The organism is Sphingomonas sp. H160509 (assembly GCF_024124765.2).
GTDB lineage: Bacteria > Pseudomonadota > Alphaproteobacteria > Sphingomonadales > Sphingomonadaceae > Sphingomonas.
Window position 1 is genome coordinate 3,448,397 of the sequence record NZ_JAMXSR020000002.1, and the last position, 21,219, is coordinate 3,469,615.

Here is a 21,219-nt window from a genome sequence, read left to right on the forward strand (position 1 = left end):
GCTGGTGCGTCTTGGTTTGATCGGTGCATCGCTGCTGGCGATGACGTGTGCACTCTCGGCGTGCGAGGTGAAGACGACGACCGCCTCGAACACGCAGCAGCCCGCGGCGGCGGCGGCTCCGGCGGCTGCGTCGACCGGGTGGTCCACCACCAACGCCGGGCAGTTGCGCAAGGCGATCGCGGCGCGCGGCGCTCACGGCCTCGACCGGATGAGCTTCGATGCGAGCGCGCAGCCCGGTGCAGGCGACGACGCGTTGACCAAGGCTGCGCTCGCATACGGCAAGGCGCTGTCGCAGGGCGCGACCGATCCGACCAAGTTGTTCGACGTCTACACCGTGCCGCGCCCGCAGGTCGATCTCGGCCGTGGCCTCGCTGCGGCGCTTCAGGCCGGCGACGTCGGCAAGTGGCTCGCCGGACTGGCGCCGCAGGACGAGAATTACGCGCGCCTATCGAAGGCCTATCTCGCGACGCCGAAATGGGAGCAGACGCCGTCGTCCGCGATTCCCGACACGGGCAAGCAGATCAAGCCGGGCGAAGCCGATCCGCGCGTGCCTGCGATCGCGCATCAGCTCGTCGTGTTCGATTATCTCGACAAGGCAGCGGCGCAGGGCGACCGCCTGACGCCGGCGATGATCCTCGCGATCAAGAAGATGCAGGCGGATTACGGGATCAAGCCCGACGGCATGATCGGCAGCGCGGCGCTCGGCATCCTCAATTTGTCCGATGCGGACCGGGCACGCGCGATCGCGGTCAACATGGAGCGGCTCCGCTGGCTCGATCGCAACGCGCCGACGACGCGGATCGACGTCAATCTCGCGGCGGCACGGTTGAGCTACTGGCGCGACGGCAAGCTGGTCGACAGCCGCAAGGTGGTGGTCGGCGAGCCCGACAAAGAAACGCCGCAGCTCGGGTCGCCGATCTTCCGCTTGGTCGCCAATCCGACCTGGACGGTGCCGCGCTCGGTCGAGAAGAAGGAGATGGCGGGCAAGGGTGCCGGGTATCTCCGCGCCAACAATCTTGCGTGGAAGAACGGCTGGCTGGTCCAGCAATCGGGGCCGAAGAACTCGCTCGGCCTGGTCAAGTTCGACATGTCCAACGAGCACGCGATCTACCTGCACGACACGCCAGCGAAACAGCTGTTCGCCGAGATTCAGCGCCAGCGCAGCCATGGCTGCGTCCGGGTCGAGGATGCGCTTGGGTTCGCCGAGCTGCTCGCGAAGGACGAGGGCGTGACCGATCAGTGGCACGCCGCCCGCGCGACCGGCAAGGAGACGTTCGTCAAACTGCCGAAGGAGATACCGGTGCGTCTGTTGTACCAGACCGTGCTGTTCGACGACGCCGGCGAGCCCGTGATCCGCGCCGACCCCTATGGCTGGAACGACCGTGTCGCAGTCGCGCTGGGGCTTGGAACGAGTGCGAGCTACAAGCCGGCGGCGCGTGATGCGGATGTCGGGCCGTAAAAGTCTGACCTACTCTATGCCTTTTGTAGCCATCCCCGCGCAGGCGGCGATCCATATTGGCTGCCATTCACGATTATTCGTGAGGCCAGCCAGTATGGGTTCCCGCCTCCGCGGGAATGACCCGTATAGAGCGTCTTACCCCTGAAGCGTCGTCGTCGAAGGGTAATGCTTGTCGAGATGGCGCTTGATGATCCGCAGGTTGCGCGTGTTCGAGCGAAAGAAGAAATCCGGGATCGCGCCGACGAACGGGATCATACCGAACGCCCAGTCGATCCCGACATTGCCGAACATCCGCGCCATCTGGATCTTCGACATGCCGATGTTGCGCGCTTCCCATGCCATCCACGCGCCGACCGCCGCCGCGATCGTGCTGCCGGCGAACGGGATAAGGTCCAGCACGACGTCCATGCCGACCTTGCGGTTGGTGCCGGGGATGACGAACAACCCCTCCATCACGCGCTCCATCGCCTCGACGCGGCGGCGTACCGACAGCGCGTCCTTGCCGAGCGGCAGCGTCTGGAAGATCTCGCCGGGGGCGATGCGGGTGGTGCGCGGGTTCATCGACCCTAGTTGGTATCGGCGCGCAACCGGTTCAACGGGTGCCACGCACGGGTGTTCGCCTGCCATTGGCTGAGGCGTGTGGAGACCAGCGACCATCGCAGCGGCCGCGCCAGCGGGATGAACGCCACGTCCTCGTTCATCGCGGCGTCGGCGGCCGCGATCCTGGCGCCGCGTTCGGCCAGCGTCGGCGCCTCGCGCGCCGCTTCCAGTGCCGTCCGCGCCGCATCGCCGCAAGCGACGCAGGCCGCCGCCAGATACCAGCGCGCGCTGTCGTAGGGGCGCGACCGCATCAACCAGCTTCAGCTCGGCCGCGTCGTCGATCCCGACCCGCCGGGGAGGATACCGATCGCCATCAGCGACGCCGCGACCTGCGCATACAGCAACGTCGCCCCCGGCCCGGTGGGCAGCGCGACCCGCAGTTCGATCGGTCCCGGAATCTGCTGTTTCCAGCCTGCAACCCGCAGGCGCGCGGCGGCGCGACGTTCGTCCTGCGTCAACAGCGTCCATGCCGGCACCTGCGGCAGCGAGGCGGAGTCGAGGATATCTGGCAGGATGCGATCCGCCGCGTCCCAGTTCGGCGCGACCGCCGCCGTCACCGCCGACCGGTCGATCGCCTGCGACACGGCGGCGCGGTTGGCGGCATCGGCCAGGAACCCGTCGCGCCGGACGATCGCCAGTCCGAATAGCCCCACCGCCGGATCGACGCGGATGTTCGCCGGCGCGATACTGGTCGCCGCCAGCAACGGCCAGTCGACGAAGCTGCCCCCCGCTCACCAAATCGGAGTCGCGATTGGCGAAGCGCGCGATCGCCCGCGCCGCACGCTCGCCGATCAGCCGGACATCCTCCTGCGGCTTTGCCTCGCGCTGGTCGTCGGGATCGGCTTGGCCGGGATCGAACGCCGGGCGCAGCAACGGTGCACGACCGCGATGTGCCACGCGGAACGGTCCGGTCCCACCGGTCGGACGCAGCCGCAGCAACGCGAGTTCGGGTTGCGCGAACAGCTTCAGCAGGTCGGGGCGGGGCCGCGACAGCCGCACCTCGATCACCTGCGGCGTCATCACGACGATCTCGTCGATCGCGGTGAGGAACGGCGCGAGAGGATTGCGTGCGCCCGCCGCCGCCCGTGCGGTATCGGGGCCGCCGATCTGTCGCCTTAGCATTGCCACCACCTGTTCGGCGGTGACGGGCGTACCGTCGCCCCAGTCGCCCTCGCGCAGGCGGAAGATATAGCTCATCCCGCCATCGATCACGATCCAGCGCTCGGCGATCCCCGGCTCGATCTGTCCCGCGGCATCGAACCGCACCAGCCCCCTGCGCGGTCGAGTCCATCAGCAGGCGGGCAGGGGGTGTCGAGTGCGACGCGGCTCGCATCGGCGACATGCGGGACCCCGCCGATCGCACTGACGACCACCGCGCCGGTATCCGGCCGCCGATCGCACGCGGCGAGCGCCGCGCACCCGGCGAATAGCGCGACGCTCGCCGTAAGCCGCATGCGTCGCCTGCGTTCAGCGCCCGGTCGCAAACCGGGTCGACCGCCTGAATCCGATCGCAGCACAAGAATCTGGTGGATCGTCGACGTCAGCATCGTCGACGGTGTAGGCCCGGACGTCCCGCGGGGCAACGCAGAGGGCACCGCGCACCACCCGATAAACGCGTTGCGACGTTACCGGCCACCTCGAAATGCGAAGGTGAAGCGATAGGCGCTGCCCTTTGCGGGCTGAGCATCCACGCGCCGCACCGGGCTGGCCGCGACCAAGGTCAGCGCGCCGTCCGCGACGTTGACGGGCATGCCGAGCGTCAGATCGATCTGCCTGGACCAGCCGCCGCCCATGACAGTCGCGCGCACCACGAGCCGCCCCGCCCAGACGCACTGCACATCAACCGGGCAGCGACTGTCTTCGATGACCCGGTCCGCGCGCACTTTCGGTCCGTCGACGAACGCGGTCTGGCCAAGCGCTATCGGACCTTCGACCGGGACATGCGCCGTGCAACCCGTGATAAACGTCCCGGCCAATGCCAGGATTGCCGCCCGCAGCCAGGCTCCACGCTCAACCACAGGACGCGGAAACCACCCGGCCGTCCGCGACGACGACGGTCACGCGCTCCTGCCGGTAATCGCGCGTCATCGGATCGCCCGGTGCAAGCCGGCGGACCACGGCGCTCCCCGTCCGGCGAAGAATATCCGTGTCGCTAGGCGCGCTCTGCCCGACGAGCGCCGCGGCGGCATCGGCGCGGCATAGTCCCGTACTCGGCCGGTCGTTCGTGCCGGTCGAGGCGCAGGCTCCGAGGCACGCCAGCCCCAGCATCGACACCAGCATGCTTCCCTTGATCGTCGTCATCGTCACCTCCCCGTCACCGTAAGCCGCGCCCCTGATTAGCGAGCCGAACCTGAACGGTAGACGGTGCCGACGGCGGATAGTCTTGATCGAACGGGCGGGGGCGTGCCCCGGTATCCAGTGCGACGGCGTGCAAGGCCGACCGTCTGCGGAAGGCCTTGCACCACGTGGTCAGCTGATATGCACGGCCTTCGTGACCAGATGCGCGGCGATGCCCTCTGGACCGTCCTCGGAACCGTGACCGCTCTCCTTCACGCCGCCGAACGGACTGTCGGGATAGCTGAGCCGGACGTTGTTGATCGCGATCATCCCCGCCTCGATCGCGTCGCCGAGCATGTTCTGGCGACGGCCATTCTCGGTGAAGCAATACGCCGCCAGCCCGAACGGCAGGCGGTTGGCTTCGGTCACCGCGTCCTCGTCCGTCGCGAACCGGCTCAGCAGGGCGACCGGACCGAACGGCTCCTCGTTCATCGCCCGCGCCGACAGCGGCACGTCGGCCAGCACGGTCGGCTGGAAGAAGAAACCGCCCTTGCCGCCATAGTCGCCACCCGCGAGCAGCTTGGCGCCGTGCCCGGTCGCGTCCCCGACCAGCTCGGCGATCGCATCGGGACGGCGGGCGTTGGCCATCGGGCCCATCTGGCTCGCCGCATCCATGCCGTCGCCGATCTTCAGCGCGCGCGTCCGCTCGGCAAAACCGGCGGCAAACCGGTCGTAGATGCCGTCCTGCACATGGAAGCGCGTCGGCGCGACGCAGACCTGGCCGGCGTTGCGAAACTTGTGCGCGACCAGCGTATCGAGCGTCTTCTCCAGATCGCAATCGTCGAACACCAGCACCGGGCCGTGCCCGCCCAGTTCCATCGTCGTCCGCATCATCGTATCGGCAGCCAGCTTCATCAGCGCCTTGCCGACCGGCACCGACCCCGTAAAGCTCAGTTTCCGCGTGATCGGCGAGGCGAGCAGGTGGCGCGATACCATGTCGGGCACGCCGAACACGCACTGCGCGACGTCACCGGGCAATCCGGCGTCCTGGAAACAGCGCATGACCTCGACCGCGCTACCCGCGGTTTCCTCGGACGGCTTGATGATGATCGAGCAGCCGGCCGCGACTGCCGGCGCGATCTTGCGCACGACGTTCATGATCGGGAAGTTCCATGCGCAGAACGCCGCCACCGGGCCGACCGGCTGGTGCAGGACCAGGCTGCGCGTACCCGCTGGGCGGGGCAGGACGCGGCCATAGACGCGCAGGCCCTCGGCGGCGTGGAAGTCGAGCAGCGCGGCGGCAAACGCGACTTCGCCCTTCGCCTCGGCCTGGATCTTGCCCTGCTCCAGCGTTGCGATACGCGCGATATGATCGCCGCGCTCGCGCAGCAGTTGCGCGGTCCGGACCAGGATCGCGGCACGCTTTTCCGGCGGGGTCGCACGCCATGCGATAAAGCCGCGCTGCGTCGCCTCCAGCGCACGATCGAGGTCCGCGGCATTGGCGAGCGGCAGTGCCGCCTGTCCCGCACCGGTCGCCGGGTTCAGCACGTCGCGAGTCTCGCGACCGTCGCCGCTCAGCCATTCGCCGGCGATGTAGAGCCCGAGCTTGGTGTCATAGGCGGTGGTCATAATCGTCTCCGTTGTTGGCGTCGCGTCCGGCTGAACCGTCATGTCGTCGTCGATCGTCGCCGCGGTAAGACCCAAGGCGCGATCGAGGGATCGTCCGTGGCAATCGCCGGGTCGATCGAGCGAAATGCCGGGATCGTCCGGCACGGCGGTCACAGCATATGGCAGCGGGTCCGCAGGCTCAACCGGAGCGATGCGATCGTCGCGCCTATCATCGGTGCGGAGGCCCGGCCCCGCGCCACGCCTCGTGTCACGTACATGACACGCATCGGGCATACGGAGCAGGCGCACAGTATTTTGTGCGATCCCACGCTCTTGCGGATCGTGCGCGTTCATTATTCGGATCGTGGCCATGACAGAAGTTTCTCGTCGCACGCTGCTCGCCGCCGGCCTGTCCGGTGCGACGCTGTCCGCGTTTCCCGCGGCGATCGCGCGGGCGGCGGCGATCGCACCCGACGTGAAGACGGGCTCGATCATGGATGTCGAGCACGTCGTCATCCTGATGCAGGAGAATCGCGGCTTCGATCATTATTTCGGGTCGCTGCGCGGCGTCCGCGGGTTTGCGGACCGGTTGCCGATCCCCGTCCCGTCCGAGGGCGACGCGACGAAGCCGGCGCCGGTCTGGTACCAGAGCGATCGAACCGCCCCCGGCGGCGCGCGGACGGTCCTCCCGTTCCACCTCGCCACGCGGACGAATTTCGACCTGATGCGGATGGAGGGCACGCCGCATAGCTGGCCCGATGCGCAACGGGGCTGGGATGACGGTCGGATGGCGCACTGGCCCGAAGCCAAGAGCCAGCGCGCGATGGGGCATTATCGTCGCGAGGACATCCCGTTCCAGTTCGCGCTCGCGGAGGCGTTCACCGTCTGCGACGCGTATCATTGCTCGGTCCAGACCGGGACCAACACCAACCGCCTGTTCCTGTGGAGCGGCACCAACGATCCCGGCGGCACGCTGGGCGGTCCGGCGATCGGCAATTCGCACGACAGTTTCCCCGCGGACGGCGGCGCTGCCGATCCGTATCGCTGGACGACGGTGGTCGAGCGGTTGCAGGCGAAGGGTGTCGACTGGCGCATCTACCAGGACATGGCCGACAATTTCACAGACAACCCGCTGGTCGGCTTCGCCGCGTTCCGCGATGCGCACCAGGGTGGTGGGGATGCCGCATTACGAGAGCGCGCGCTGACGACCCGCGGGCTCGACGTGTTGCGCGCCGACGTGCTCGGCGGGCGACTGCCGCAAGTGTCCTACGTCATCGCCACCGCGAAAGGCTCCGAGCATCCCGGCCCTTCGAGCCCCGCGCAAGGCGCCGCCTATACCGCCGACGTACTCGACGCGCTGACCGCCGACCCCAAGGTCTGGGCGCGGACCGTGCTGCTCGTGATGTTCGACGAGAATGACGGCTTCTTCGATCACGTCCCGCCGCCGGCGCCACCCTCGCACGCCGCCGACGGCACGCTGCTCGGCGGATCGACGGTCGATCTCGATGGCAGCTATCACCTCCACCCGAGCAAGGGCGATGCCGCGCTCGATCTGCCCGCTTATCGGGGCCGGGCGTATGGGCTGGGCCCGCGCGTGCCGATGTACGTCGTCTCGCCGTGGAGCCGGGGCGGGTGGGTCAATTCGCAGGTGTTCGATCACACCTCGGTAATCCGCTTCCTCGAACGCCGGTTCGACTTCCACGAACCCAACATCGCGCCGTGGCGCCGCGCGGTCTGCGGCGACCTGACGTCCGCTTTCGACTTCACCGCGGCCGACCCTGCGCCGTTCGCCGCGATGCCCGATCCACGGCCCGATGCCGTCCGGGCCGCGGCGATCCCCAAGCAGATAAGCCCCCAAGCGCCAGCCGGGTCGCTGCACCCGTGGCAGGAACCCGGCATCCGCCGCGCTCGTCCGCTGCCCTATGCCTTGGCTGTCAGCGAGAGGATCGCGGATCGCGCGATCCGTCTACGCTTCACTGCGGAAGGGACGCAGGCGGCGGTGTTCCACGTCTACGACCGCACCGCCCTGACCCAAGCGCCGCGCCGCTTCACCGTCGAGCCCGGACACGCGTTGGACGGGCACTGGCCGTTCGACGACGCGGGCCTTTACGATCTGTGGGTGCTCGGCCCGAACGGCTTCCACCGCCATTTCACCGGCAGCGGAAACGATCCCGCACACCGGCACCGGATGCAGTGGATCACCACCGCGGACGATCTCGTTCTGCGACTGCCCGGCAGCCAGCGCGACCATGGTCTGGTGGCGAGCGTTGCGGCGATCGGCATGACGCCCAAGGTGATACCATTGGCCGAAACACGCTATCGCTGGCCTCTCCGCGACAGTTTCGGCTGGTACGACGTCACGGTGTCCACAGCGACGGCTCCCCGATTTCGGCGTCGCGTGTCCGGCCGCGTCGATGCGCCGGGCCGGATCACGTGTAGCGATCCGTTTCCGCCTGACGCGCACGCGTAGACTTGGTCGGTCCACCAGGGCCAACACGACCGCATAGCCGCTAACGCGTCATCCGGCGGGAGATTTCCGATCGGCGTCTTCCTCGCGCAGGAGCTGGAGAAGCTCCTCGATCTCGTCCGATCCATAGCGCAGTGCCATGTCGTCCACCTCGATCTCGACCATAGCGCGATCCTCCGACGACCAACCGGCGAGGATGTCGGCACAATCGGCCAAAGACCCGCGCGCAACGCTCTTCCGCTCCCCACCCGATGTGTCGGTGCGGTAGATCGTGGCCGGCTCACTCAGCGGATAGGTCGTCATGGAATTCGTCTCTTCCGTCCAGCACTGTATGGGATGTGGATGCCCGCCGACTGCATGCCGGCGGGCATTCGACGTCATTCGTCTTCATCTTCTGCGTCGATGTTGACGGTCGTCTCGGCGAGCTTCGTCATATATTCGTCGCCACCGTAGATGTCCTTGGTGGCCGCGCTGAGCTTCTTATGGTCGTCCTTGAGACTCAGCGCCTTGGCGTACGCCGTCGCCGTGCCGAACCCGGCAATCCCGTAATGCGTCATCCGCTGATACTGCGCGATGATCATCACATCGAGCAGCGGACCCTTTTCGGGACCTTCCTCGAGCACATGCTTGGTAGCTTCGGCGACAAGGCCTTCCATGCCCTTGCAATGCTCCTTCGAGACCTTCTCGTCGTTCGACGCGATCAGGTCCTTGAGCAGGTCGGTATGCGTCTCGATATCCGCCTGCGACTTGGTCAGCATCTCCTTCAGCGATGCGTCGCTCGCCTTCGACGTGATCTTCTTGAGGACCTTCTTCATCTGGTCGTTCGCGGACCACAAATCCTTCAGTTCGTCGGTATAGATTTCCTGGAGATCTTCGGGTGCAGACATGGGATCATCCTTATGAGTTCACCGGCGGAATGCGCGGCGGCTGGTTTTGAATTGCGGGAAATGCAGACTTGGGCGCGGCGACCTCAGCCGGCGCCGGGCTGCTTCTGCTCGTCCTCGTAGTCGGCATCGGTACCTATCTTGCCGCTGGCCTCGGCTTCGGCGATGCCCGACGTCTCGACGACCTCGATCGTGTGACCTTCGGCCGAGATCGCATGCGGTTCGCGGTCGGCATCCGGGTCGGCGGCGATCGTCGTGCGGTCACCGCCGTCCGAGCCTGCGACGCCGTTAGCCGCGCTGCCGCCGTCTTCGCCAGCCTGACCGCCGCCGTGATAGGCGATGTCGGTCTGGCCGCCATGCGCCATGAAACCGGTGTTCGTCTCGGTCTTGCCGGCATGCGGGTTGGGATAGGACCCGCCGCCACTTTCGCCGCCTTCGCTGCGACCGTGAACGTCGGCGCCATCCTGGCCGTGGGGCGAGTCCGAAACGCCGTCCGGTGCGCCCTTGCTCGCTGGATTGCCGGGAACGGGGGGTATGAACCTTGTCACTCATCGGTACGTCCTTCTGAATGTAGCGGATCAAAAACCGGCCCGGTCCGCTCATCGGGAGCGGACCGGGCCGGGGAGGGGTTACGGCCGGAGCACGACCTTGATGACGCCGTCCTGCTTGTCGCGGAACTTCTGGTACATCTCGGGCGCATCCTCGAGGCTGGCCGGGTGCGTGACGACGAAGCTCGGGTCGATGTCGCCCGCCTCGATCCGGGCGAGCAGCGGCTTGGTATAGGCCTGGACGTGGGTCTGGCCGGTCTTGATCGTCAGCCCCTTGTTCATCATCGCGCCGATCGGGATCTTGTCGCCCATCCCGACATAGACGCCGGGGATCGACACCGTGCCGCCCATCCGGCAGCTCACGATCGCCTCGCGCAGCACATGAACGCGGTCGGTCGCGAGGAACGTCGCCGCCTTTACCTTGTCGATCACCGCATCCATCGCGCCATGACCCGAAGCCTCTGCGCCGACCGCATCGATGCAGCTGTCAGGACCGCGGCCCTTGGTGCGGAACTGGAGCTCGTCATAGACACTGTCGACTTCCGCGAAGTTGATCGTCTCCCGCGCCGCCGGCCTCGGCCATCGCCAGACGCTCGGGCACCTCGTCGATCGCGATCACGCGGCCGGCACCGAGCATCAGCGCCGAGCGGATCGCGAACTGGCCGACCGGACCGCAGCCCCAGATCGCCACGGTATCGCCCGGTTCGATCTGCGCATTCTCGGCGGCCATATAGCCGGTCGGGAAGATGTCGGAAAGGAACAGCGCCTGCTCGTCGGTGACGCTGTCGGGCACCTTGATCGGGCCGATATCCGCCATCGGCACGCGCAGATACTCGGCCTGGCCACCGCAATAGCCACCCAGCATGTGGCTGAACCCGAACAGGCCGGCGGGCGAATGACCCATCGCCTTGATCGCCATCTCCGAGTTCGGATTGGTCCGCTCGCACGCGGAGAACAGCCCCTTGCGACAGAAGAAACAATCGCCGCAGCTGATCGTGAATGGCACCACGACGCGGTCGCCGATCTTCAGGTTGGTGACTTCAGAGCCGAGCGCGACGACGACGCCCATGTTCTCGTGACCAAGGATGTCGCCCGCCTGCATCGTCGGCTGGTATCCGTCGAGCAGATGAAGATCGGACCCGCAGATCGCGCAGGCCGTAACCTTGATGATCGCATCGCGCGGATGCTTGATCTCGGGATCTGCAACAGTATCGACCCGAACATCGCCTTTTCCATGCCAAACAAGTGCGCGCATCAGAAGATCTCCGTCATAGAATTGCAGCCTAGTGCTCACGCACGACACGACATCGCGTCAGACATGACCCGGCAATGGCGCAAACGCCGCCTGATCATCATCAACACTATGCACTGTCGCCACGAAGTCTCGGCCGCGACGTTTCCGCGTCGTCGCCGTCAGCGTGAACATATCCTGGGGAGTATAGCGATCAAAGTGGCGTCATCGTTCCTGCGTCACGCCAATATCCGCAGTTAAAATTTCATGTTGATTGTGATCAATATCGACGAACTTAAACTAAATCGAGATACCACAATGAAAGTCCATAGATCGTAAGGACTTGTCGAGCTCGATCGCTCTGCGACATCGTTGCGGTTGCGAGATTGATGCTGCGGCTTGCTCTGCGCAGCGGCGATTGCCCTACCAAGTTTGCGGACGCCGGGGCCAATTCGAAGCCTGGGCCGTTAAGACGCTATCGCAGTCTGCCGACGCCGTTCGCCCGCCACGCCTTGCACGGCGCCGCGGCGTTGCGACGGGCGGGTGCACGATTTCAGATCCGGGATAGCCTCATGCAGATCAAAGCCATTCTCTTCGATATCGACGGTACGCTGGTCGACACCAACGACATGCACGTCCTCTCCTGGGAGGAGGCGTTCGCGACCGTCGGCGCGTCGTTCGACCGGCAGGTGATCCACGACCAGATCGGCAAGGGGACCGACATGCTCGTACCGACGCTGCTGCCCGACGCGGACGAGGATCAGCAGGAAAAGCTCGGCGACACGCACGGCGCGATCTTCAAGGCAAAATACCTGGAGACCGCCAAGCCGTTCGCGCAGGCGCACGACCTGCTGGCGCACGCGCATGGTCTCGGGCAGCAGGTCGTACTGGCATCGTCCGCCGCCGAGGCAGAACTCGACCATTACATAGACCTGCTCGACGCACGCGACCTGATCGCCGCGACGACGAGCAGCGACGACGTCGAGAAGACCAAGCCCGCGCCCGACATCTTCGCAACCGCGCTCAAGAAGCTGCCGGGGATCGACCCCACCGAGGTGATCGTCGTCGGCGACACGCCTTATGATATCGAAGCTGCGGCCAAATGCGGGATCGCCGCCGTCGCCGTCCGATCGGGCAAGTTCGAGGGACAAGCAACTCCAGTCGGCAGGCGCGATCGCGATCTACGACGACGTCGCGGCCTTGCTCGCCGACTACGCAACCTCGCCGCTGGGACGCTGATCGCCATGGCCATCACCCTGAAACCCCTCCGCGATCAGGTCATCGTCGTCACCGGCGCAACCAGCGGCAACGGTCTCGCGATCGTCGAAGAGGCCGTGAAACGCGGTGCCGCCGTCGTGGCCACTGCGCGGAACGAAACAGCGCTTGAGGCACTCCGAGATCGCCTGTCGGCCGACGGCGGACGCATCGCGATCTGCGTCGCGGACGTCAGTGACATGGCCGCCGTCGAGCGTGTCGCCGCCGTCGCGATCGAAGCGTTCGGCGGCTTCGACAGCTGGGTCAACAATGCCGGGGCAGGGACGTACGGTACCCTTGAACAAGTGCCGGTCGCCGACCACCGTCGGGTGTTCGACGTCAATTACTTCGGCGTGCTGCATGGATCGCTGGTCGCCGCGAGGCATCTACGCGGCCGTGGCGGCGGAGCCATCATCAACGTCGGCTCGATCCTCAGCGACCGCGCGATCGTCGAGCAGGGCCCGTATTGCGCGACCAAGCATGCGGTCCAAGCGCTGACCGATACGCTGCGGATGGAACTGGAGCAGGAAGGCGCCGGCATCTCCGTCACCCTCATCAAGCCCGGCGCGATCGACACGCCGTTCCCCGAGCATGCGCGCAACTTCATGGATCAGCCACCACGCCTGCCGCCGCCGCTCTACGCACCGTCGGTCGTCGCCGACGCGGTGCTGTTCGCCTGCGGAACGCCGCGACGCACGCTGTATGCAGGCGGCGGCGGGCTGATGTCCTCGCTCCTTTCGCGCGCCGCGCCACGGTTGAGCGACAAGATCATGGAACTGGTCGGCACCGTCGCGCAGCAAAAGCCGGAAGATCCCGGTGACCCGGCGCGCCGCGATAACCTCTATGCGCCGAGGGTCGACGCGTTGCGCGGAAGCCAGGATGTCCAGGCACGCGAGTCGAGCACGGTGTTGCAGGCCCAGAAACTCCACCCCGCCATCCTGTTGCTCGGTGTCGTCGGAGCAGGCATCGCGGTTGCCCTGAGCCGGCCGAAGGATACCAGCCGGTGACACCGGACGCCGAACGGGCAGGGGCCGCGCGCGACTTCGACGTCGTGCTCGTCCTCAGCGGCGGCAACGCGCTCGGCGCATTCGAAGCGGGTGTCTACGAAGCACTGCATGAGCACGATCTCCAACCGGACTGGATCATCGGCGCCTCAATCGGCGCGATCAACGGGGCCCTCATCACCGGTTCCCCTACCGATCGCCGGATCGAGACGTTGCGAACGTTCTGGCGACCCGCACCGTCCGGCGCCCCGGCGCTTCCGTGGCTAGGTGCGCTCGAAACCAGCCGTCGCACGAACGCAGTCGGCTGGTCCGCAACGCTGGGTCGCCCCGGCATCTTCGCCCCCATGCTCTCCACCTTGGCACCGTGGACCGACAGCCGGCCGTCGATCTTCGAAACCAATCAGCTTGGCACGACATTGGAAAAGCTGGTCGACTTCGAGCGCCTCAATGTCGGCCCGTGCCGCTACACCGCGACTGCGGTAGACCTCGAAACCGGCGACGACGTCGTATTCGACAGCGCCGCGATGCAGATCGGACCCGATCATGTCCGTGCCAGCGCCGCACTGCCGGTCGCGTTCCCCCAGTGGAGATCGACGGCCGCTGGCTGGTCGACGGCGGCTTGTCCGCAAACCTACCGCTCGACCCGGTTCTCAGCGAGCCACCACTGCGACCGACATTCTGCATCGCGGTCGACCTGTTGCCGCTCCACGGCCCGCGCCCGACGACGTTGGGCGAAGCGACGAGCCGCATGCAGGACCTGATCTTCGCCGCGCAATCCCGCCGCACGATCGAACGGTGGCAAGCCGCGCACGCCGGCTGCCAGGACTTCGCGCTGGCGCTGGTCCGACTCGCCTACACCGAGCAGGCCGATGAAGTCGCCGGCAAGGCGCTGGATTTCTCAGGCCCCACGATCGAACAGCGCTGGTCGGCAGGCCGTCGCGCCGGGATGCTGGCCGTCGAAGGCGTAAAGGCCGGAACGCTGGCGATCGGCGTTCCTGGCTTCAACATCGCCACGCTAGACTGCCGGCGACCCAGCGGCGTCGACCGTTGAGTGGTCAGGCAGGTCCGGTGAGATAAATAGGATTGGTGCGGACGGCGGGACTCGAACCCGCACTCCTAGGGAGGGAGATTTTAAGTCTCCTGCGTCTACCGGTTTCGCCACGTCCGCACACGCGCCCAACAAGACGAGGTCGCGCGCAGCGTCAACCCATCTTGCCAGGCCGGCAGCATATTCTCCGACTGTCTACGGTCCCGCGCAGTGGTACCGCTCACACGTTCAGGCGTGAGCGCATTTCCTTGCCCGGCTTGAAATACGGCACGCGCTTGGCCTCGACCTCGACGACTTCGCCGGTACGCGGGTTGCGGCCGGTCCGCGCATCGCGCGCACGCGTGGAGAATGCACCGAAACCGCGCAGTTCGACTCGACCGTCGGCGGCCAGTCGCTTGGATATCTCGTCGAAGAAGGTGCTGACGATCAGCTCCACTTCGTTAGGCTGTAGGTCCGGATGCGCCTCGGCGATCTTAAGGACCAGTTCAGATCGGATCATTCGAGCCCCCGCCCATCTAAAAAAACGCGTACAGATTGATACAGGTCAACCTGCGAGGCATTAGCACTTATTACCGAACAGTCAAAAACCAAAGTGGATCTGACAATAAAAAAGCCCGACATGTTCGAGACATGCCGGGCGTTTTCATCGATAAGCCGTTAGGCTTTTCTTAACACTTACTTCTTCTCGGCGTCCGTGCGAGCCTTGAGAGCCTCGCCCAGGATGTTGCCGAGGGTCGCGCCGGAGTCCGACGAACCATACTGCGCCACAGCCTGCTTCTCTTCCGAGATCTGCATGGCCTTGATCGAGAAGGTCGGCTTCTTCGAACGATCGAAGCCGGTGACCATCGCGTCGAACTTCTGGCCGACCTGGAAACGCTCCGGACGCTGCTCGTCGCGATCGCGACCCAGATCCGTGCGCTTGATGAAGCCGGTCGCGCCATCGTCGCCCTGCTGCACTTCGAGGCCCGCATCGCGGACTTCGAGAACGGTCACGGTAACGATCGCGTTCTTGTTCAGCTTGTCGCCTGCTGCTGCGATGCCGCCGGCCGATGGCCCGCCACGCTCGAGCTGCTTCATGCCGAGCGAGATACGCTCCTTCTCGGCGTCGATGTCGAGCACGACGGCCTCGACGGTCTCACCCTTGCGATGCAGGTTGAGCGCGTCCTCGCCCGAAACACCCCAAGCGATGTCGGACATGTGGACCATGCCGTCGACGTCGTTGTCGAGGCCGATGAACAGACCGAACTCGGTCGCGTTCTTGACTTCGCCTTCGACGGTCGAACCGATCGGATGAGCGGCAGCGAATGCCTCCCAGGGATTGGCCTGAGCCTGCTTGAGGCCGAGCGAGATGCGACGCTTCTCGGAATCGACTTCGAGGACCATGACGTCGACTTCCTGCGAGGTCGACACGATCTTGCCGGGATGGACGTTCTTCTTGGTCCAGGACATTTCCGACACGTGGACGAGGCCTTCGATGCCCGCTTCCAGCTCGACGAACGCACCATATTCGGTGATGTTCGTGACGCGGCCGGTGAGCTTCGCGCCGACCGGATACTTGACCATCGCGCCATCCCAGGGATCGCTTTCCAGCTGCTTCATGCCGAGGCTGATGCGCTGGGTGTCCTTGTTGATGCGGATGATCTGCACCTTGACGGTGTCGCCGATGTTCAGGACTTCGCTCGGGTGACCGACGCGCTTGTAGCTGAGATCGGTGACGTGCAGCAGGCCATCGATGCCGCCGAGATCAACGAACGCACCGTAATCGGTGATGTTCTTGACGACGCCGTCGATGATCTGGCCCTCGGCCAGGCTGAGGATGAGGCCCGAACGCTGCTCTGCGCGCGTCTCTTCGAGAACGGCGCGACGCGACACGACGATGTTGCCGCGCTTGCGGTCCATCTTCAGGATCTGGAACGGCTGGGGGATGTCCATCAGCGGGGTGACATCGCGCACGGGGCGGATATCGACCTGCGAACCGGGCAGGAAGGCAACGGCGCCGTTCAGGTCGACGGTGAAGCCACCCTTCACGCGGCCGAAGATCACGCCTTCGACGCGGGTCGTCTTGGAGAATTCGGTTTCCAGCTTGTCCCATGCGGCTTCGCGACGGGCGCGATCGCGGCTAAGCATCGCTTCGCCGTGGACGTTCTCGACGCGATCGACATAGACTTCGACTTCGTCGCCGACCTTGAGGTCAGCCTTCTGGCCCGGCGCTGCGAATTCGCGAAGCGGCACGCGGCCTTCCGACTTCAGGCCGACGTCGATGACGGCCATGTCGTTCTCGATGCCGGTCACGGTGCCATGCACCACGCGGCCCTCGAAGCTGTCGGCGTCGCCGAGCGTTTCGTTCAGCATCGCCGCGAAATCGTCGCGGGTCGGCATTACCTGGGTTGCCATAGAATTCAGTAATCCTAGTCTGTTTCCGGCCAAGCGGTTGGGTCCGCTGGTCTTGGCCTTCGTTGCCGCGACGACCGAACGCCGGCGCAGCATCCGGACGGCACGAAGCGCGGAGGACGTAGACGCTGAATGCGAAAACGGCGCGTGAGACTCGAGGGTCTCCGCGCCTTCCTCCACGAGCATCGCTCGCCGGACGGTTCCGTATAGCCGAAACCCCGTCTCGGAGCAAGTTCGCCGCTGCTTCGTTAGGGGCCGCTCCCAACAGGGGCGAAGATTTGAACGAACGCGGCATTCTCGTGCTGGGCTGGGTCGCCACCGTGACGGCGATCGTGATGTACCTGTCGTACATCGACTAGATCATGCTGAACCTTGCGGGTCAGAAAGGATCGGTGGTCCAGACGTTCGCGACGATGGTGAATTGCGCGCTGTGGGTCGGGTACGGGTTTCTGAAGGACAAGCGGGACTGGCCGATCGTCGTGGCGAATTTTCCGGGGGTCGTGTTCGGGGCGGTGGCGCTGGTTACTGCGCTTTAGGTCCACTGATCCCCCTTGGAGGAGAGTGCCGCCAATCCCCCCTCCCTGGAAGGGAGGGGCGGGGGTGGGTCGGCTTCCGCATAGACGATTTGGGGTGGCGCAAGCTGGCCGACCCACCCCCAACCCCTCCCCTTCCAGGGAGGGGAGCGAGAAGAAGATGCGCTTCCGTTACCCAACAGAGCAACCACCCCGGCGGAGTCCGGGGCCCAATTGGGGGGACGGTACTAACTGAGGATCACGCTTCGTTACCGCGGACGTTCCAATTAGGCCCCGGCCTTCGCCGGGGTGGTTGCCGCTGAGGACAGGGTAGAGACTAAACCGAAGCCGCCTTCTTCGCCCGCTGCGCCTCCACCAACGCCACCGCCCGCTGCACCGAAGCCTCGATCGACAAAAAACTAGTATCCAGCAAAGCAGCATCCGCCGCCATCACCAAAGGCGCAGTAGACCGCCCACTATCCCGAGCATCCCGAGCCCGAATATCCGCCAGCACGCGGTCCTTGCTCGCCGTCCCACCCCGAGCCTGCAACTCAGCATGCCGACGCTGCGCCCGAATATTCGGCGTGGCCTTCACGAACAGCTTCGCATCCGCATCCGGCGCGATCACCGTGCCGATGTCGCGCCCGTCGAGAATCGCGCCACCCTCCTGCGCCGCGAACCGCTTCTGCCTATGCAGCAACGCCGCCCGCACCAGTGGATGCGCCGACACCACCGACGCCAGCGCGCCGATATCGTCGTCGCGCAACGCCGGATCGCTCAGCAGCGCATCGCTAAAATCGCATGCCGCGACCGCGTCGGCCTCCGTCTCCGGATCGAGACCCATCCGCGCCACGCTCAACGCGACCGCGCGGTAGAGCAGCCCGGTATCGAGATACGGCAGCTTGTAATGCTTGGCCAAGGCGCGCGCGATCGTGCCCTTGCCCGATGCCGCCGGACCGTCGACTGCGATGATCATCTTAATTCCCCCGGCCGGTAAGCGCATCGAGCGACCGGAAGAACACGGGATAGCTCGTCGCCACCGGCGATACATCATCGATCGTGACGGGCTCGCGGCTCCCAAGTCCAGCCACCACCATGCTCATTGCGATGCGGTGGTCGAGTTTCGAGGCGATCCGAGCGCCCCCGCGAATTGCCGCGCCGCCAGACCCGGTGATCGCCATGCCGTCCTCATACTCTTCGCAAGCCACGCCGCAGGCTTTCGAGCGCGACCCGCATCGTCGTGATCCGGTCCGATTCCTTGACCCGCAACTCATGCGCGCCGCGCGCGACGGTCGTGCCAGTCGCGAACGCCGCGGCGACGAACAGCACGGGATATTCATCGATCATGCTCGGCGCGAGATCAGCCGGCACCTCGATCGCGGTCAGCGGGGCATGCCGGACGCGCAGGTCCGCGACGGGCTCGCCACCGACGGTCCGCGGATCGAGCTCGGTGATATCCGCCCCCATCATCCGCAAAGCCGTGACGATCCCGATCCGAGTCGGGTTCAGCCCGACGTTGCGCACGACGATATCCGACCCCGGCACGATCGACGCCGCCACCAGCCAGAACGCCGACGAGGACGGATCGCCCGGAACGACGATATCCTGCGGCTTCAGGTCCGCTTCGCCGGTGATCGAGATGATGCGGCCCTGGTTCGTCTCCTCGACCGTCAGCTTCGCGCCGAACCCCGTCAGCATCCGCTCGCTATGATCGCGCGTCGCGACGGGCTCGATCACCCGCGTGATCCCCGGCGTGTTGAGCCCCGCCAGCAGGATCGCCGACTTCACCTGCGCCGACGCGACCGGCAGCGTATATTCGATCGGCACCGCCGGGCACATGCCGCGCACCATCAACGGCAGCCGCCCGCCTGGCGAAGACGTGATGTCCGCCCCCCATCTGCGACAGCGGCTCGATCACGCGCCCCATCGGTCGCCCCGACAGCGAGGCGTCGCCGGTAAAGGTGCAGGTGATCGGATGGCTCGATACCAAGCCCATCAGAAGCCGCGTCGACGTCCCCGAATTGCCCATCTCCAGCGCGGTCTCGGGCTGGAGCAGTCCACCGACCCCGACGCCGTCGACGACCCAGATGCCGTCCTCGCCGCGCTCGATCGTAGCCCCCATCGCGCGCATCGCCGCCGCGGTGGCGAGCACGTCCTCACCCTCCAGCAACCCTTCGATCCGGCTGGTGCCGACCGCCAGGCTTGCGAACATCAGCGCGCGGTGACTGATAGACTTGTCGCCTGGGACCGCAATCGAGCCGGTCAGAGGACCGCGCGCGACGACGTCCATCGAAGTGGGGAGGGGGTGTGCCATGGGGCCGGGCTTTTGACAGTGGCCTTGCGCTATGGCAAGGCGCGCCCACTTTGCGAGGGTATCCCCCCCGCAATCCATTCATCCGAAAGGTTCTATCGGCATGATCAAGCCGGAATGGGGCACGAAGCGTTCGTGCCCGAAATGCGCGACGCGTTTCTACGACCTCGAAAAAGCCGACCCCGTGACCTGCATCGAATGCGGGTATGCATGGGAGCCCGAGCCCATCCTGAAGTCGAAGCAGCCGCTGCCGTTCGAGGTCGCCAAGCCCGACACCAAGAAGCCCGACGCGGATCTCGAGGGTGACGAGGAAGAGGACATCGCCTCGATCACCGGCGAGGACGAAGAGCCCTCGGCGGACGACGAAGTCGATCTCGGCGGCGACGACGACCTCGGCGTCGAGACGCCGCAGGACGAGCACGAGCGTTAAATGCAATAAATTTGGCAGGCGGCATTTACGCCGCTTGCCAACCCGGGCGGGTCCGGTTAGTGACCCGCCTCCCAACGGGAATGGGGCCGTAGCTCAGCTGGGAGAGCGTTCGCATGGCATGCGAAAGGTCAGGGGTTCGATCCCCCTCGGCTCCACCATTTCCGTTGATGACCGGTACGCCGGGATACCTTTTTACATAGCCTCAGTCGAGATCGTCGGCACCGGCTCCCGCCGCGTGCAGATCCGTGAACGTCTCCTCGATCGCCGCGACCATGACGCTTCCCTCGATCCGCGAGGCGGAATCGTTCGCCACCAGCACGCCTACGCGCCGCGTCGGATCGAAGCCCGTCAACCGAATCATCGCGATGCCCTCGCTGGCGAAGCTCAGCGGCATGACCGTCATCCCGAGCCCTGCGCGGACATAGGTCAGCGCGCGGTCGTCGCTGACGGTGCGGGCGGCCATGAACGGGCGCACGCCGCGCGCGGTGAAGAAGCGGCTGGTCTCGGCGAGCGCTTCGCAGTGGCGGCGGACGATCATCGTTTCCTCCGCGACGTCGGCGACCGCGAGCGTGGCACGTCCGGCCAGTCGGTGGTCGTTCGCCACCGCGACCGCGAAACCCTCCTCGAACAACACGCGGCCGCGCGGATCGTCGCCGATCGCGCCGAGCATCACGTCGATCCGCCCGCGATCGAGCAACGCGACGAGTTCGCTGCTCCGTCCTTCGACGACTTCGAGGCGTTCGGTGGTGGAGGCGCGTCGCGCCCGGCCTAGCGCGGCCGCGATCCAGGATGGCGGCAGCGTCGTCGCGATCCCGAGCCGGACAAGCTTGGTCGGAGCCGTGTCCTGCAAATCCCGCTCGGCGGCGGCGAACTCCGCTTCGATCCGGCGTGCATGCACCGCGAACCGCGTGCCCGAGGGCGTGAGTTCGATCCGCCGATTGGTCCGCAGGAACAGCGTCTGGCCAAGCGACGCCTCCAGCTTGGCGATCCCGACCGACAGCGTCGGCTGCGAGATCCGGCATTGCGCGGCGGCACGCGTGAAATTGCCCTGATCCACGACCGCCAGGAAATAGCGCAACACATAGCGTTCGATCACAGCGGTACGACCATAGACACGATCTATCGCATGTGTTCGGTCGTATCAATTTCTCTAGAGGGCCGCGACCGGGTATCATGCCAGCAACACAAGGTCTGG

General features: G+C 65.9%; 21 protein-coding genes, 2 tRNA genes and 3 pseudogenes. 8 read left to right on the forward strand and 18 right to left on the reverse strand.

Annotated features, from left to right (window positions below):
• The first annotated feature begins 4 nt into the window (after positions 1 to 4).
• Positions 5 to 1,459 (forward strand): L,D-transpeptidase family protein, encoded by a 1,455-nt coding sequence (locus NHF48_RS18770; protein ID WP_253071951.1) that lies wholly within the window; start codon positions 5 to 7, stop codon positions 1,457 to 1,459.
• Positions 1,460 to 1,594: 135 nt separating this feature from the next.
• On the opposite strand, the gene NHF48_RS18775 is transcribed toward NHF48_RS18770, so the two are convergent.
• The 8 genes and pseudogenes from NHF48_RS18775 to NHF48_RS18810 all read right to left on the reverse strand — a co-directional run bounded on the left by NHF48_RS18775 (position 1,595) and on the right by NHF48_RS18810 (position 5,965).
• Complete coding sequence (locus tag NHF48_RS18775; RefSeq protein WP_056060449.1) at positions 1,595 to 2,020, reverse strand: DUF4112 domain-containing protein; 426 nt, start codon at positions 2,018 to 2,020, stop codon at positions 1,595 to 1,597.
• 5 nt (positions 2,021 to 2,025) lie between these two features.
• Positions 2,026 to 2,310 (reverse strand): hypothetical protein, encoded by a 285-nt coding sequence (locus NHF48_RS18780; RefSeq protein ID WP_253072535.1) that lies wholly within the window; start codon positions 2,308 to 2,310, stop codon positions 2,026 to 2,028.
• A gap of 9 nt (positions 2,311 to 2,319) precedes the next feature.
• Entirely contained in the window at positions 2,320 to 2,763 is a 444-nt protein-coding gene (locus tag NHF48_RS18785; RefSeq protein ID WP_253072536.1) for a hypothetical protein, read from the reverse strand.
• A 244-nt stretch (positions 2,764 to 3,007) separates the two neighbouring features.
• Positions 3,008 to 3,256, reverse strand: a pseudogene (locus tag NHF48_RS18790) (ABC transporter substrate-binding protein); the annotation flags it as partial.
• Between the two features lie 11 nt (positions 3,257 to 3,267).
• Positions 3,268 to 3,513: a hypothetical protein gene (locus tag NHF48_RS18795; RefSeq protein ID WP_253071952.1), complete on the reverse strand. Its 246-nt coding sequence runs from the start codon at positions 3,511 to 3,513 to the stop codon at positions 3,268 to 3,270.
• Positions 3,514 to 3,684: 171 nt separating this feature from the next.
• The gene (locus tag NHF48_RS18800) at positions 3,685 to 4,035 is read right to left on the reverse strand and encodes a hypothetical protein (protein WP_253071953.1); all 351 of its coding nucleotides are present in this window, start codon (positions 4,033 to 4,035) and stop codon (positions 3,685 to 3,687) included.
• 34 nt (positions 4,036 to 4,069) lie between these two features.
• A complete protein-coding gene (locus NHF48_RS18805) occupies positions 4,070 to 4,360 on the reverse strand; it encodes an I78 family peptidase inhibitor (protein ID WP_253071954.1) in 291 nt (96 codons plus the stop codon).
• Positions 4,361 to 4,528: 168 nt separating this feature from the next.
• A complete protein-coding gene (locus tag NHF48_RS18810) occupies positions 4,529 to 5,965 on the reverse strand; it encodes an NAD-dependent succinate-semialdehyde dehydrogenase (protein WP_253072485.1) in 1,437 nt (478 codons plus the stop codon).
• A gap of 349 nt (positions 5,966 to 6,314) precedes the next feature.
• Between NHF48_RS18810 and NHF48_RS18815 the strand changes: the two genes are divergently transcribed.
• Positions 6,315 to 8,414, forward strand: a complete 2,100-nt coding sequence (locus NHF48_RS18815; RefSeq protein ID WP_253071955.1) for a phosphocholine-specific phospholipase C — start codon at positions 6,315 to 6,317, stop codon at positions 8,412 to 8,414.
• Between the two features lie 48 nt (positions 8,415 to 8,462).
• Here NHF48_RS18815 and NHF48_RS18820 read toward each other — a convergent pair whose 3' ends face one another.
• From NHF48_RS18820 to NHF48_RS18835, 4 genes and pseudogenes are all read right to left on the reverse strand, one after another.
• Positions 8,463 to 8,714 carry a hypothetical protein gene (locus NHF48_RS18820; protein WP_253071956.1) on the reverse strand — a complete coding sequence of 84 codons (252 nt, stop codon included), beginning with the start codon at positions 8,712 to 8,714 and terminating at the stop codon, positions 8,463 to 8,465.
• A 74-nt stretch (positions 8,715 to 8,788) separates the two neighbouring features.
• Complete coding sequence (locus tag NHF48_RS18825; protein WP_253071957.1) at positions 8,789 to 9,298, reverse strand: ferritin-like domain-containing protein; 510 nt, start codon at positions 9,296 to 9,298, stop codon at positions 8,789 to 8,791.
• An 83-nt stretch (positions 9,299 to 9,381) separates the two neighbouring features.
• Entirely contained in the window at positions 9,382 to 9,843 is a 462-nt protein-coding gene (locus NHF48_RS18830) for a hypothetical protein (RefSeq protein WP_253071958.1), read from the reverse strand.
• Between the two features lie 81 nt (positions 9,844 to 9,924).
• Positions 9,925 to 11,098 (reverse strand): annotated as a pseudogene (locus NHF48_RS18835) (zinc-dependent alcohol dehydrogenase).
• A 548-nt stretch (positions 11,099 to 11,646) separates the two neighbouring features.
• On the opposite strand from NHF48_RS18835, the gene NHF48_RS18840 reads away from it, so the two are divergent.
• The 3 genes from NHF48_RS18840 to NHF48_RS18850 are packed head-to-tail and all read left to right on the forward strand — an operon-like array spanning position 11,647 to position 14,383.
• Entirely contained in the window at positions 11,647 to 13,335 is a 1,689-nt protein-coding gene (locus tag NHF48_RS18840; RefSeq protein ID WP_253071960.1) for an SDR family oxidoreductase, read from the forward strand.
• Positions 13,332 to 14,093: a patatin-like phospholipase family protein gene (locus NHF48_RS18845; RefSeq protein ID WP_253071961.1), complete on the forward strand. Its 762-nt coding sequence runs from the start codon at positions 13,332 to 13,334 to the stop codon at positions 14,091 to 14,093. The genes NHF48_RS18840 and NHF48_RS18845 overlap by 4 nt, the downstream gene beginning before the upstream one ends.
• A complete protein-coding gene (locus tag NHF48_RS18850; RefSeq protein ID WP_253071962.1) occupies positions 14,081 to 14,383 on the forward strand; it encodes a DUF3734 domain-containing protein in 303 nt (100 codons plus the stop codon). Before NHF48_RS18845 ends, NHF48_RS18850 begins: the two co-directional genes overlap by 13 nt.
• A gap of 33 nt (positions 14,384 to 14,416) precedes the next feature.
• Here NHF48_RS18850 and NHF48_RS18855 read toward each other — a convergent pair.
• The 3 genes from NHF48_RS18855 to rpsA all read right to left on the reverse strand — a co-directional run bounded on the left by NHF48_RS18855 (position 14,417) and on the right by rpsA (position 16,774).
• Positions 14,417 to 14,500, reverse strand: a tRNA-Leu gene (locus tag NHF48_RS18855).
• Positions 14,501 to 14,600: 100 nt separating this feature from the next.
• Positions 14,601 to 14,879 carry an integration host factor subunit beta gene (locus NHF48_RS18860; RefSeq protein ID WP_056060417.1) on the reverse strand — a complete coding sequence of 93 codons (279 nt, stop codon included), beginning with the start codon at positions 14,877 to 14,879 and terminating at the stop codon, positions 14,601 to 14,603.
• 176 nt (positions 14,880 to 15,055) lie between these two features.
• Entirely contained in the window at positions 15,056 to 16,774 is a 1,719-nt protein-coding gene (gene rpsA, locus NHF48_RS18865; RefSeq protein WP_056060414.1) for a 30S ribosomal protein S1, read from the reverse strand.
• A 359-nt stretch (positions 16,775 to 17,133) separates the two neighbouring features.
• Here rpsA and NHF48_RS18870 point away from each other — a divergent pair, with 359 nt between their 5' ends.
• On the forward strand, positions 17,134 to 17,307 hold the full coding sequence (locus NHF48_RS18870; protein ID WP_253071963.1) for a SemiSWEET family transporter: 174 nt from the start codon (positions 17,134 to 17,136) through the stop codon (positions 17,305 to 17,307).
• 313 nt (positions 17,308 to 17,620) lie between these two features.
• On the opposite strand, the gene cmk is transcribed toward NHF48_RS18870, so the two are convergent.
• Both cmk and aroA read right to left on the reverse strand, forming a co-directional pair.
• Complete coding sequence (cmk, locus tag NHF48_RS18875) at positions 17,621 to 18,259, reverse strand: (d)CMP kinase (RefSeq protein ID WP_056051420.1); 639 nt, start codon at positions 18,257 to 18,259, stop codon at positions 17,621 to 17,623.
• 1 nt (position 18,260) lies between these two features.
• Positions 18,261 to 19,597: pseudogene (gene aroA, locus NHF48_RS18880) on the reverse strand (3-phosphoshikimate 1-carboxyvinyltransferase).
• A 100-nt stretch (positions 19,598 to 19,697) separates the two neighbouring features.
• On the opposite strand from aroA, the gene NHF48_RS18885 reads away from it, so the two are divergent.
• Both NHF48_RS18885 and NHF48_RS18890 read left to right on the forward strand, forming a co-directional pair.
• Entirely contained in the window at positions 19,698 to 20,024 is a 327-nt protein-coding gene (locus tag NHF48_RS18885) for a TIGR02300 family protein (protein ID WP_031395784.1), read from the forward strand.
• An 82-nt stretch (positions 20,025 to 20,106) separates the two neighbouring features.
• Positions 20,107 to 20,182 (forward strand) — tRNA-Ala (locus NHF48_RS18890).
• 44 nt (positions 20,183 to 20,226) lie between these two features.
• Here the strand turns inward: NHF48_RS18890 and NHF48_RS18895 are convergent.
• Positions 20,227 to 21,120, reverse strand: coding sequence for a LysR family transcriptional regulator (locus tag NHF48_RS18895; RefSeq protein WP_253071964.1), 894 nt, complete (start codon positions 21,118 to 21,120; stop codon positions 20,227 to 20,229).
• Positions 21,121 to 21,219 lie beyond the last annotated feature (99 nt).